The organism is Asticcacaulis sp. SL142 (assembly GCF_026625745.1).
Lineage (GTDB): Bacteria > Pseudomonadota > Alphaproteobacteria > Caulobacterales > Caulobacteraceae > Asticcacaulis.
Genome location: NZ_CP113061.1, coordinates 2604419 through 2616677, shown reverse-complemented (window position 1 = coordinate 2616677; position 12259 = coordinate 2604419). Strand labels below are relative to the sequence as shown.

11 protein-coding genes are annotated in these 12259 nt (G+C 56.7%); 2 read left to right on the top strand and 9 right to left on the bottom strand.

What is annotated here, in order from left to right:
* Nucleotides 1-6: 6 nt before the first annotated feature.
* From recF to OVA03_RS11855, 8 genes are all read right to left on the bottom strand, one after another.
* Nucleotides 7-1107 carry a DNA replication/repair protein RecF gene (recF, locus tag OVA03_RS11890; protein WP_267524854.1) on the bottom strand — a complete coding sequence of 367 codons (1101 nt, stop codon included), beginning with the start codon at nucleotides 1105-1107 and terminating at the stop codon, nucleotides 7-9.
* 125 nt (nucleotides 1108-1232) lie between these two features.
* The gene (gene dnaN, locus OVA03_RS11885) at nucleotides 1233-2354 is read right to left on the bottom strand and encodes a DNA polymerase III subunit beta (protein ID WP_267524852.1); all 1122 of its coding nucleotides are present in this window, start codon (nucleotides 2352-2354) and stop codon (nucleotides 1233-1235) included.
* A gap of 215 nt (nucleotides 2355-2569) precedes the next feature.
* On the bottom strand, nucleotides 2570-4111 hold the full coding sequence (dnaA, locus tag OVA03_RS11880; RefSeq protein ID WP_267524850.1) for a chromosomal replication initiator protein DnaA: 1542 nt from the start codon (nucleotides 4109-4111) through the stop codon (nucleotides 2570-2572).
* A gap of 733 nt (nucleotides 4112-4844) precedes the next feature.
* Nucleotides 4845-5114 carry a 30S ribosomal protein S20 gene (gene rpsT / locus OVA03_RS11875; RefSeq protein WP_189484805.1) on the bottom strand — a complete coding sequence of 90 codons (270 nt, stop codon included), beginning with the start codon at nucleotides 5112-5114 and terminating at the stop codon, nucleotides 4845-4847.
* A gap of 190 nt (nucleotides 5115-5304) precedes the next feature.
* The gene (gene mutM, locus OVA03_RS11870) at nucleotides 5305-6186 is read right to left on the bottom strand and encodes a bifunctional DNA-formamidopyrimidine glycosylase/DNA-(apurinic or apyrimidinic site) lyase (RefSeq protein ID WP_267524847.1); all 882 of its coding nucleotides are present in this window, start codon (nucleotides 6184-6186) and stop codon (nucleotides 5305-5307) included.
* A 144-nt stretch (nucleotides 6187-6330) separates the two neighbouring features.
* Nucleotides 6331-7248: an aldo/keto reductase gene (locus OVA03_RS11865; protein ID WP_267524845.1), complete on the bottom strand. Its 918-nt coding sequence runs from the start codon at nucleotides 7246-7248 to the stop codon at nucleotides 6331-6333.
* A gap of 399 nt (nucleotides 7249-7647) precedes the next feature.
* Complete coding sequence (locus OVA03_RS11860; RefSeq protein ID WP_267524843.1) at nucleotides 7648-8268, bottom strand: carbonic anhydrase; 621 nt, start codon at nucleotides 8266-8268, stop codon at nucleotides 7648-7650.
* A gap of 107 nt (nucleotides 8269-8375) precedes the next feature.
* On the bottom strand, nucleotides 8376-8627 hold the full coding sequence (locus OVA03_RS11855; protein WP_267524842.1) for a hypothetical protein: 252 nt from the start codon (nucleotides 8625-8627) through the stop codon (nucleotides 8376-8378).
* A 166-nt stretch (nucleotides 8628-8793) separates the two neighbouring features.
* Here OVA03_RS11855 and OVA03_RS11850 point away from each other — a divergent pair, with 166 nt between their 5' ends.
* Nucleotides 8794-10479 carry an MFS transporter gene (locus OVA03_RS11850; RefSeq protein ID WP_267524840.1) on the top strand — a complete coding sequence of 562 codons (1686 nt, stop codon included), beginning with the start codon at nucleotides 8794-8796 and terminating at the stop codon, nucleotides 10477-10479.
* A gap of 6 nt (nucleotides 10480-10485) precedes the next feature.
* On the opposite strand, the gene OVA03_RS11845 is transcribed toward OVA03_RS11850, so the two are convergent.
* Nucleotides 10486-11451, bottom strand: coding sequence for a glucokinase (locus OVA03_RS11845; RefSeq protein ID WP_267524838.1), 966 nt, complete (start codon nucleotides 11449-11451; stop codon nucleotides 10486-10488).
* Nucleotides 11452-11583: 132 nt separating this feature from the next.
* Here OVA03_RS11845 and OVA03_RS11840 point away from each other — a divergent pair, with 132 nt between their 5' ends.
* The gene (locus OVA03_RS11840) at nucleotides 11584-12246 is read left to right on the top strand and encodes a phosphoribosylanthranilate isomerase (RefSeq protein ID WP_267524836.1); all 663 of its coding nucleotides are present in this window, start codon (nucleotides 11584-11586) and stop codon (nucleotides 12244-12246) included.
* Nucleotides 12247-12259 lie beyond the last annotated feature (13 nt).

Genomic DNA, 12259 nt, shown 5'->3' with positions numbered 1-12259 from the left:
CAAACTTTAATCAACAAATTCCGTGAGTTGCCCGCCATCTATGCGGACACCAAGGGCGCGCCCGCGTAAGGCGTCAAACAGATTTCCATCCGTTCCCGTAAACAGTGTTTGTAGCCTTAAATGGGTGGTTTCGTCAAACAAAGCCGCCCTGCGGACGGGGTCTAAGTGGGCGGCGACTTCGTCCAGCAGCAGCACCGGATTGGGCAGGTCAGAGCGGCGAGACAGGCGCGACCCTTGCGCCAAAATCATGTTGAGCACCAGCGCCTTTTGCTCACCCGTTGAGCAGTCCGAGGCGGTGCGGTTTTTGTCGCGGTGAAAGACGCTAAGGTCCATGCGGTGTGGCCCGAACAGCGAGCGACCCGCCGCCGCATCACGGACGCGGGCACGACGATAACCGTCCAGCAGATCATCAGGATTATCGGCCCCCAGCAGGGCCAGATCAGCCTTGGGGAAGGCGCCGTGATGGTCTTCGATCTCAGCTTGCAAGGCCGCCAGCGCGCGCTGCCGTGACGCGATCATGCGCGCGCCGGATTCGGCCAGCCGTTGCTCAAGCACACTCAGCCAGCCGTCATCGGCAGGGCCGTGCACCAGCAGCTTCAGCCGTTCGCGCAAGGCTTTCTCATAGGCATTAACGACACTGGCGTGGGCAGGCTCATCGGCGAACACCAGCCGGTCAAAGAACCGCAACCGCTCGGCGCGGGCTTCAAGAAAGATGCGGTCCTGCGCAGGCGTTAGCCACACCAGCCGCAGATGATCCAACAACCGTGCCGCAGAGACGCTTTGGCCATCCAACCGCACACCGCGTTTATTGAGGTCGCGCGGGTCAGAGCCGGTGCCGATATTGATGTCATCGTCTTCGCTGATCAGCTTTGCGGCCACCCCCCACGGACGGCCCTTAGCCTCATCCGGGTTCTTGCGGCCCAGATCAGCCAGAGCGGCCCCGCGCAAGCCCCGGCCGGGGTTCAGGACGCTGATCGCTTCAAGGAGGTTGGTTTTGCCCGCGCCGTTGGGCCCAAACAGATAGGCGCTGCGCCCTGCCAGATCAAAATCCAGCGACGTATAGGATCGGAAATCGGTCAGGGACAGGCGGTGGATATAGGTTTTCACAGCCGGATACCTATCCCACTAAACCAAAAAAGCCAAATCAAAGCGAAGGGCAGCCCCTAGCTTTGATTTGACCTTATTGGATCGGTTAAAATGTACACCGAGCGTTAGCGAGGGACTTTTAACCGCTAGACTCGGAGCGGCATCAGCACGTACTGCACGCCCTGATCAGCCGGATCGATCACCAGCGTCGGTGACGACGCATCGTTCAGACGCAGTTCCACCACATCGCCGGTGATTTGCCCCATGACATCAAGGATATAGCGGGCATTGAAGCCGATTTCGATGGTGTCGTTATCGTAGTCAATCTCGGCCTCTTCGACGGCCTGACCGGCTTCGATATTGCGCACGGTCAGGGTCAGACGACCGGGTTCAATGGCCAGCTTAACCGAGCGGCTCTTTTCGGCGGAAATGGTCGACACCCGGTCAACAGCCTTGGACAGGACGCCGGAATCGACGCGCATGATCTTTTCGTTGTTCTTCGGGATCACGCGGCCATAGTCAGGGAAGGAGCCGTCGATAATCTTGGACGTCAAGGCCGCCTGACCGAAGTTGAAACGGATCTTGGCGGGGCTGACCGTCACTTCGACCGAGCCGGAACCATCATCGAGCAGACGACGGGCCTGATCGATGGTCTTGCGGGGCACGATCACGCCGGGGCCACCCATGGAGCCATCCGGGGCGGGCATTTCCGCCAGCGCCAGACGGTGACCGTCGGTGGCGACCGCACGCAGATAACCGGAGCCCTCTTCGGTCAGGGTGTGCAAATAAAGGCCATTGAGATAATAACGGGTTTCTTCGGTTGAGACCGCAAAGCGGGTCTTATCGATCAGGCGCTTAAGGTCTTCTTTCAGAACCTGAAAGGTCACACCTTCGTGGTCGCCGGACATGACCGGGAAATCTCCGGCCGGCAGCACCGGCAGGGCAAAGCGCGAACGGCCGGCCGATACGGTCAGGCGCGGGTCTTCGCCGGACGCGAACTTCAGTTCGACATCAGCGCCTTCCGGCAGTTTGCGCACAATTTCATAAAGGGTGTGGGCGGGTGCGGTGATCTGGCCCGGAATGGAGACAATGGCTTCGGCGACATCGACAATTTCCATGTCAAGGTCGGTCGCTGAAAACGACACCTGAGAGCCTTCGGCAGACAACAGCACATTGGACAGAATGGGGATCGTATTGCGGCGTTCCACCACGTTTTGTACGTGACCCAAAGCCTTTAAAAGCGCGCCCCGCTCGATGATCAATTGCATCTTATCGTCCTACTGGCAGTCTGTCCGGCGAGCCCTTTTGCCGTACCGGGAGGCGGACATTAGAAGTAAAATTTACCGGCGTAAAGGTCAATTTGCCCAATATAGTGGGGCGTGGGGTCTTAAGACCCCACATCTTCTTAAGGCATCTAAAAGGCAAAAAAAGATGCGGGGTCACAGACCCCGCACCCCATAACTTAATATGTGTTTTAGCCGGATTAGTTGCTACGCAATTTGCGGGTCAGGGCTTCTACATCGCGGGCGATCTGTTCGTCCGATTGCAGCAGTTCCTCGATCTTCTTCACCGCATGAAGAACGGTAGTATGATCCCGGCCACCAAAGCGGCGGCCAATGTCCGGATACGACCGCGTGGTGTGCTGCTTGCACAGCCACATCGCCACCTGACGCGGACGGGCCACGCTGCGCGTGCGGCGCTCCGACAACAGGTCGGCTTGTTTCAGGCTGAAATGATCAGCCGTCAGTTTTTGAATCTCATCAACAGTTACACGGCGCTCAACGGAAACCTTAAGGTTCGGTTGCAACAGGGCCATAGCTTCGTCCAAAGTCAAACTCCCCAGACGCGTACCTGCCGAAGCGGCAAGCGTATTCACCGCCCCTTCGAGTTCACGAATGGAACCGGGTACGCTGTCTGCTATAAATTGTAATACGTCGACATGCGGCATCCGGGACAATCCCAGACGACGCGACAGTTGTTCGAGCTTGCGCTCGATGATGCCTATTCTCAAGGCCTGATCGGCCACGTCCAAAGCACAGACGAGACCGGATGACAAGTGTGATCTTAGCCGTGCCTCGATTTCCGTAAGCTGGGTGGGCGGACGATCGGCGGTAAACACGACGCGGCGGTTCTTTTCGATCAGCGCCGTCAGGGTATGGAACAGTTCTTCCTGCGAAGAGGTCTTGCCGCCGATGAAATGGACATCATCGATGAGCAGCAAATCGGCGCTGCGGATGTCTTCCTTGAAGACGCTTTGCGAGCGATCCATCACCGCCTTGACGAAGGTATTGGTGAACTTTTCCGCCGTCAGATAGACAATCTTGGCGTCCGGGCGGCGCATCTTAGCTTCCCAGGCAATCGCGTTCAGAAGGTGGGTCTTACCGTAACCATAGGGGCCATGAAAAAACACCGGATTAAAATGACCATCGCCCCAACCGGCTACCTGCCGCGACATGGTGTAGGCGAACTCATTGCCGCGGCCGGCGACAAAGGTTTCAAAGGTCAGGCGATCCTGCAAACCGGCAATGCGGTTGAGATCAGCCCGCGCCTGAGCCAGAGCCTGAACGTGCGAGGCCTCATGACCAGACACCTCATTTGATTTTGCGACACCGGTATCGGCCATGATCGCCGCATCGTTTGCCTTCACCGACGACAAAGGCACGTCAGACTCTGAACGGCTTGCCGATTTCGCCACATCTAAGGTTTCCGACAGGGCCTTCTGGGCCTGCCGCTGACGCTCGCACGTATCGAAGTCGATGCGCGATTGCAGATCGAGCACCCGGCCTTCCGGATCAAACTGCGCCCATAACTCATGGATGCGACGCAGGGCATTACGCTGAAACCAGTCACGCGCATATACTGTCGGCGTCACCAGAACCGGATCACCGTCGATAGTGACCTTCAGCGCCGACGGCGCTACGTAAGAATTATAAGGCCCGTCACCCAATTCCTGGCGAAGCGCCGAAGCCACTTTGGACCATACCGTTTCAGGCAGGATCGGCGACCAGTTTGTTAAACCTGGCATTTTATTATCGCCCCGATCAATATTCCCCAAACCAACACTCAACTCTACCACCCTGAATTTTAAGCCACGCCACCTAAGCCAGACCCGCCATCTCAACAAACATTCCCCTGCACACCCAAACCTTTTAGGTGATCAATGCCTGTCGTCTTTTTAGTCAGCCCCGTTTTCACAGACGTTCATACCGGCCGCGCAGTTGCCTGCCCACCACCGGGATAAAATCTGCATTGTCTCTGTTTCCGGGCTCAAGGCTTTGTGAGTTTGCGCCCCAGATTATTGGCCTGAAAACCGCAAACGCCCCGTACACCAGAGACAGATTCTCCCGCACTGCCTGAGCATAACTCGTGCAATGTCCAATTCATCCGTGTTGGGATGGAAAGGGTGAAGAGACCTACAACTTAATCAAGCCAGCGCCCCGGTCAACGAATCTATTTGCAGAGCAGTGCGGAATTTTCTGTTGACTCCGGTAACCTATTCGCCCGCAAAGAGAATTTAATAAATCTTTTACGATTTATTTTTCGGTTTTTCCGAGTGGTTTTTGCGCACGCAATTCCACGCTTTCGGAAGGTTTAACGACACCTCACAAAGTGAAAAACTGAGATCACAATAGCGTTGAAATGACACCCATCAGCCATAACAAAAGGGCCCGTGCATAAGCGGTCGGGCCCTTCTGGAAAGGCTTAATCAGCAGTGGCCGCCCGCATCAGGGATAAACCCCGCACCGGCAGATCTTTAGTTAGGCAACCGCCAGCTTCTTCAGGGCTGCCGCCAGACGCGACACCTTGCGAGCGCCGGTGTTCTTGTGAACCACGCCCTTAGACACCGCACGCATCAGCTCGGATTGCGCTTCGACAAAAGCGGTCTTGGCCACAGCCACGTCGCCCGCACTCAGGGCTTCTTCGAACTTACGAACGAAGGTACGCACGCGCGAACGACGCGCCTTGTTAACTTCAGTGCGGCGGGCGATCTTGCGGATCGCCTTCTTGGCGCCGGGATTATTAGCCATTCATCACCTTTGGGGACGAGAGTAAACGAAATGCCTGCAAAAGCCGCCACGCGGCCCTCAAAGACAAGAATTTCAAGAGGGGCGGGATATAACCGAACGCCAGCTTGAGGTCAATAACGTAATTTGCAAATCTTCCCCATGTGGACAGGTGGCAGGGCCACCCGCCGATACGCCTTGCGGTGCAACGTCTTCATTTCTGACAAGTCGAACAAAAAAAGGTTGAGCGACCGGTGTGGACTTTGCGCTCAATTAGGCCCGCGCAGCCTTGCGTGAGGCACGGCTGGCCCTTGCGGTCATAGACCTTGAAGCGGTGCTGAAAATAGCCCAGTTCTCCCGACGTGGCCGCAAAATCGCTGATCGATGACCCACCCGCCGCTATGGCCTCCGCAATCACCGATTTAATCGCCGCCGACAGACGCTCTGCACCAACTGGGGCCAGGTCACGTCCGGCCATGTCCGGGCTCAAACGGGCCCGGTATAGCGCCTCACAGACATAGATATTGCCAAGACCCGCGATCAGCCCCTGCGCCATCAGCAGCGTCTTGAGATTGGCGGCACGGCCCGCAAATTGTGTCAGTAAAAATTCCGCATCCAGCGCCCCATCCAGAGGCTCAACCCCCAACCCCTGAAACCATTTCGAGGCAGAAAGCTCATCGGGCGTCATCAACAGCATAAACCCGAACCGGCGCGGGTCGTAATAATCGATCAGATGGGTCTGGTCATCTTTATTTGCGGTTACCGACATGTGCAGGTGTTTAGCGCCCGTATCGACCGAATGATAATAATTACCATCCAAAGCTTTCGCGGCATTGCCCCCCAATGGCGTTACCTGAAACCGGCCAGTCATACCCAGATGGGTCACCCACACATCTTCGCTATCCATATAGGCCAGCAGATATTTCGCCCGCCGCTCCAGTCGCACAACCGTAGCCCCATTCAGGCGCTCAGCAAACTGATCGGGGAAGGGGTAACGCAGGTTTGGCCGGTTTAGTCGCACATTCGACAGCACGGCACCTTCCAAAGACGGTGCTAATCCGCGCTTTACGGTTTCAACTTCGGGTAATTCGGGCACAAAACACTCCGCTGGGGGTCTGCCCCCTCCGTCACGTCGCTAACGCGCCGCGCCACCTCCCCCGTAAACAGGGGAGGAGAGATATACGAATACGGATTTATGTTGGCAACCTCTGGTCAAACGGGTGCAGGGTCTGCGACCCTGCTAGGCGGCTTTGATGACCTGAGAGGCTGGTTTTTGCGGCAGGTCTTCGTCCGGCAGGAACCACAGGCGCGGATCGAGGATGCGGTCTTCGGTGAGGGCAAAGCTCGCCCAGGGCAGGTCAGGCTTGGGGCGCTCAGAGGCGGCCACAATGGCGCGCAGTTCGGCGGCTGAGGTGACACCGACGATAACCGTCGATACCCCTTTGAGGTTCATGACATAGCTCAGGGCGGCATGAAGCGGGTCAGTCCCGGCCTCAGCCATGATCCGGCGCAGCTTTGACAGATGCGGCCCGAACGGCTGCAGGCTGGCGGGCAGGGTCTCACGCGGCACAAACAGCAAGCCCTGGGTGAAGACCGAGCGCACCTGCACTTCAACCCCCATGTCGGCCAGAGCCTCAAGCGTGCCGTCTTCGACCAGACGCTGGTCAAGGATGGAGACCGGCACCTGCATGATATCGGGCTTGAAGCGCTTGGCCAGCAGCAGGGGTTCATCGTCAATATGGGCGCTGATGCCGATTTTGGAGATCATGCCGTTGCCGCGCAGGGTTTCCAGTCGGCGCCACAGATCGGCACCACCGGCACCCATTAAATCTTCGGGGCAATCGACCAGAGCCGCATGGGCGCGCGCCAGACCCATATGGTCGACACTGCGTTTGAGGCGAGCTTCGATCCAGTCAAGTCCCTTATCAAGGCTTTGTGTGCGGATTTGCGGCTTGAACGGGGACGGAAACGGCCAGCAACGGCCTAAGATTCGTTCGACATCACCATCATAAAAGGCGACATCTATGGGCAGGATTTTGCAGTCGGCGGCATATTGCAGGATGTGGCGCACCTCATCCTCCGTCACCCGGCCGCGCGGGTTAGAAATACCGTAGTCGGTGCCAAACTGCGCCGAGCCAAGACCCAGGGCTGCGGTCATAGGCAACCGTCCGCCGTATCGCTGGCGCGGCCACTAAACCCATTGAAGATAAAGGTTTTCAGCGTCATAAAGCCTTGTTCAACACCCGATATTATGGCGCAGCCGACACGTAACGAATCCGCTGCTTTGGGCCATTACATCGAAAAGTGCTAAACAAGTTCTGAAGATTTCGGGGCCGTCGTGATCACGGCCCCTATTTTTATGGGTTATTTACAGCTTTCACCTGAAAAACCGTTACACCCCATATTTATTCGCCATTTAGATCATTATGTTTTCAGGTCAAAACATAATGATCTGGTTTAGTTTCAGTCCCTAGCCGGGCGGTGGCTTCGCCACCTTGGCCGCCGCCTCAATGGCGGCTTGAGCGGAATGTTTCCATTAAAAATCATTCCGCTCTAATCAGATGTCGAACAGGCGCTGACGGTCGGCCATACTGCGCACCGACACGTTCATATCGGTGACCAGACCATTGGCGATCGAGTACACCCAGCCGTGAATAGCGACCTGATGGCCCTGTACCCAGGCTGAGTGAATGATCGGATTGACCGACACGTTACGCACCTGAGCGATGACGTTCAATTCACACAGCCGGTCGATCTTGGCGCTATCGTCGTCAAAGGCCGACAGTTCGTGACGATGATCATGGGCGACATCGCGGATGGGCGACAGCCAGTGATCAATCAGGCCGTGATCCTTGGAGTCGATAGCCGCCCGTACACCCCCGCAGCCATAGTGGCCGACGACCAGCACATGCTTTACCTTAAGCACATGGACGGCATATTGCAGCACCGACAGGTAGTTGGCGTCCTGCGCCGGGGCCAGATTGGCGACATTGCGGTGAACGAACAACTCACCGGGATCGAGATTGACGATTTCGTTGGCGGGCACACGACTATCCGAGCAGCCAATCCACAGATAGTCCGGCGCCTGCTGGCGCACCAGCCGCGAAAAGAAATCCGGATCGACCCGCGTTTTTTCGCGCGCCCACAGGCGGTTATTTTCAATGAGGCTGTCAACCATGTCGCGGTGTCCTTTTCACTGAGAAAAACTACGTCACTGAGAGAAACTACCGGCGAGATAAGGCCAAGCCGCACCCCTGACAACCCCAAAAATGGTAAATGACGTGCCTATCCGATAAGGCCGCGTACAAAACCGATCACGATAGCGATCCCCTCGACCGCTTTGGTTAGGCCCACATCCATAAAGGCCCCGGCCTTAGTGAACGAGCCTTCTTTCAGCAGCAGGATCAGCACCACCGCCCCCAAAAGGCTTAATATCCCAGACAAAACATTGATCAGGCTCTGGGTCGGCGACACGGATTTACCCGACGCATAGCTGTCCACCCCTTCGGCGCGGCGCGTCATAGCTTGAAATTTCATCACAAAACCCCCGTCTGTTATCCCGTGCCAAGCTTACACGGCTTAAGGTAAATTACCACGAAGTTTCTGTGAAATCATCCGGTGTTACAGGGCCTGCCACAAAACACTTGTCATTGCTGAGCCTGTTTGCCAGACAGGGTAAACAAAATCAGGGAAAACCGTTCATATGGCCCATGACACCGCACCTGCCACTACCGAAAACGGCAGCAAAAAATCAGGACTCAGAACTATTGTCGCGGCCTCCGCTGCCGGTACGACCTTTGAATGGTACGATTTCTTCATCTTCGGCACCCTGACCAGCATCATCACAAAAAACTTTTTCAGCGGCCTGTCCGACACAGCCGGGATGATTTTGGCGCTGCTGACCTTTGCGCTCGGCTTTATGTCGCGTCCGCTCGGGGCGCTGATTTTTGGCCATATCGGTGACCGAAAGGGTCGCAAAGGCACATTCTTATACACCATCCTGATCATGGGCATAGCGACGGTTCTGATCGGGTTTTTGCCGACCTTTGAGCAGGCCGGGATCATAGCACCGCTGTTGCTGATGGCTTTGCGCATCGTTCAGGGTATCGCCATGGGCGGGGAATATGGCGGAGCTGCCATCTATGTCGCTGAACATGCCCCAGCCGATAAGCGCGGCGCGTTCACAAGCTGGATTCAGACCTCGGCCGGACTGGGGCTGATTGCGGCCCTGGCGGTCATTCTTTTGACCCGTACCCTCACCGGCGAAGAAGCGTTCGCTGACTGGGGCTGGCGGATACCGTTCATTATCTCGATCGGCCTTTTGGCGGTTTCGGTCTATGTGCGCACCAAGACGGCGGAAAGCCCGTCGTTCAAGGCCCTGCACGATAAGGGTGCGGTCGTCAAAGACCCGTTCCGTCAAAGCTTTGGCAAATGGAGCAATCTGAAAAAGGTTCTGATCGCCCTGTTTGCCTTCATGACCGCGCAGGGCGTGGTCTGGTACACCACCTTTTTCTACACTCAGGTCTTTCTGGAAAAGACGGTCAGGCTTGAACCCGCGACGATCAATTATCTGGTGATGGCCATGACCGTGCTGAGCGCGCCGCTCTATATTTTCTTTGGGTCTTTGTCGGACAAGATAGGGCGTAAAAAAGTCATGGTCACCGGCATCGCTGTGGCGGTGATCAGCTTCTTCCCCGGCTTTCATCTGATGGTGAAGTTTGCCAATCCGGCGCTGGATCAGGCCATATCAAAGACCCCGGTTCTGATCTTTGCTGATCCGCGCGATTGCTCGGTGCAGTTTGACCCGGTCGGCAAGGCGCAGTTCACCTCCCCCTGTGATCTGGCCAAGGGGATCGTGTCCAATCTGGGCGTGCCCTATCAGAGCCGCGCCTCTGAACCCGGTGCTGTGGCCGCGACCGTGCAGGTCGGCACGGAAATGGTCGCCATTCGCTCCGGTGCTGGTTTAGATACGGCTGAGGTGCGCGACCTTAAGCTTCAGGCCACCACTCAGATCAAGGCCGCACTGATTGCCGCCGGTTACCCTGAAAAAGCCGACCCGAAGCGGGCTAATCTATGGGGTGTATTCGCCGTGCTGATGGTCTTTGCGCTGGGGGCCACCGCCCTTTACGGGCCGATGGCGTCAATGCTGGTGGAGATGTTCCCGACCAATGTGCGCTATACGGCGCTCAGCTTGCCCTATAACATTGGCACCGGCTGGTTCGGAGGGCTGTTGCCCGCCATATCATTCTCGATGGTGGCGGGCTCAGGCAATATCTATTTCGGCCTGTGGTATCCGGTCATCATTGGGTCATTGGCGGTCGTGGTCGCGCTGATCTTTCTGAAAGATCATACCGGCCGCGACCTAGACACCATACCGGATGATGAATAATCAGCCTTAAACCGGCATCAAATCCGGATCGAACAGGGTCGTGAGACCTAAGATTTCCATCTCACTGGCCTTGGTGCGATAGACCGGAATCCCTTTCAGGAAGCTGATCACCCGGCCCTTATCGTAAAAGCGGGTCGCAAACGCCTCAATATCAAACAGGTCGCCGACAAGGTCGCCGATCCCGCCCGACAGGTAAATGCCACCGCGCGCCCCCATCATCAGGGCCGCATCTGCTGCCATCGCCGCATACCAGCCCAGACTGAGGCCAATGGCGCGTTTTGAGCGCGCTTCGTCGGCATAGGCGCGCGCCACAATCTCTTCGGGAGCCGGGGTCGGCACATCATCCTTGTCCAGTATAGCCAGGCAGCGCCACACTTCGGCCAGCCCGGAAATCGACACCGCCCGCTCGCGCGATACATGGCCGAACTTCTTTGCCATCAGCTCCAGCACCGCCGCCTCTTCGGCATTGGTGGCGGCAAGATCGGCGTGACCGCCTTCAGACGGCATGGCCGTCCAGTTGCCCATGCCGTCTGGCACCAGCAGCGCTACACCGAGCCCATGCTCAGGCCCGATAACCGCAATCGGCTGATCCGGTGTAGCATCCCCGCCGAAAATCTTTTCGCGCTCATGGGCTTCAAGCTGCGGCACCGCCAGCGCCTTGGCCACCAGATTATTGACGATATTGAGGCGCTGAATCCCCAACAGGTTACGGATATCGCCGCGTTTTAAGTGAAACCCGTAACGCACCAGCTCCACCACGCCATTGGTTTCCCAGCCCGATGTCGAAAAGGCCGCGCCCCTCAGACGCGGATTGCCGTTGGCCGACAAAAACTCCGTGATGTCGGCGTTAAACTCATCAAGACTTGAGCAGGTATAGTGCATAAACGCCCCCGGACGCTCACCCGGACGTGCCAAAGCCAGTTTCAGATAGTTGCCGCTTGAGATATCACTTAAAAGTACCGATTGTACCATGTTCCTGTATGCCCCTGTAATTTATGTCCGTTTTCGGATTTTCTTTATGTGTTACCGCTCACAGTAGGCGATAAGTCTTGATTAATCTTAAAAGCCACCGCAAATAAGCGCGAAATACGGTATGGCCTTCTCATGACTGTCTTAGCAAAAATCTGCGGTATCAATAGTTTTTCAGCCGCTCAGGCCGCCATAGATCATGGCGCGGGCTTTTTGGGGTTCATTTACTTCCCGAAAAGCCCGCGCCACTTGGGCGTCGATGCCGCACGATCATTGATGGAACAAGCAAAACAGCACGCCTTTACACACCAACTCAGAGTAAAGCGCGTCAGCGTCGTGGTAAACCCGGACAATGAGCTTTTGGATCACATTCATCGTGAGCTACAGCCGGATTTTATCCAGTTGCACGGTCATGAAACACCAGAGCGGGTCGCTGATATTCGCGCGCGCCTCAATGTGCCGCTCATTAAGGCCATCACCGTATCCTCAAAGGACGATGTGGCCGCCGCACGCGCCTATGAACCGCTGGTGGCGCACATGTTGTTTGACGCCAAACCACCGGCGGATGCGGGCCTGCCTGCCGGGGTCGGGGCCAAGTTCGACTGGACGCTGATGGAGGGCCACAAAGGCTCGGCCCCATGGTTTCTGGCGGGCGGGCTTGATCCGTGGAACGTGGCGGACGCTGTCGCCACCGCAAAAGCGCCGATGGTAGATGTTTCCTCTGGTGTAGAGCGCGGTCCTGGCTTAAAAGACGCCTCCCTGATCTCAAACTTTCTTAAAGCCGTAAAAGGCATTTAGAACTGATTGACCC

Excerpts from the sequence above, each read along its gene's own strand:
- OVA03_RS11865 (WP_267524845.1), bottom strand. The coding sequence starts at position 7,248 with ATGACCGCAGCCCTGGGTCTTGGCTCGGCGCAGTTTGGCACCGACTAC.
- OVA03_RS11860 (WP_267524843.1), bottom strand. The coding sequence starts at position 8,268 with ATGGTTGACAGCCTCATTGAAAATAACCGCCTGTGGGCGCGCGAAAAA.
- rpsT (WP_189484805.1), bottom strand. The coding sequence starts at position 5,114 with ATGGCTAATAATCCCGGCGCCAAGAAGGCGATCCGCAAGATCGCCCGC.
- OVA03_RS11840 (WP_267524836.1), top strand. The coding sequence starts at position 11,584 with ATGACTGTCTTAGCAAAAATCTGCGGTATCAATAGTTTTTCAGCCGCT.
- dnaA (WP_267524850.1), bottom strand. The coding sequence starts at position 4,111 with ATGCCAGGTTTAACAAACTGGTCGCCGATCCTGCCTGAAACGGTATGG.
- OVA03_RS11845 (WP_267524838.1), bottom strand. The coding sequence starts at position 11,451 with ATGGTACAATCGGTACTTTTAAGTGATATCTCAAGCGGCAACTATCTG.
- dnaN (WP_267524852.1), bottom strand. The coding sequence starts at position 2,354 with ATGCAATTGATCATCGAGCGGGGCGCGCTTTTAAAGGCTTTGGGTCAC.
- OVA03_RS11855 (WP_267524842.1), bottom strand. The coding sequence starts at position 8,627 with ATGAAATTTCAAGCTATGACGCGCCGCGCCGAAGGGGTGGACAGCTAT.
- OVA03_RS11850 (WP_267524840.1), top strand. The coding sequence starts at position 8,794 with ATGGCCCATGACACCGCACCTGCCACTACCGAAAACGGCAGCAAAAAA.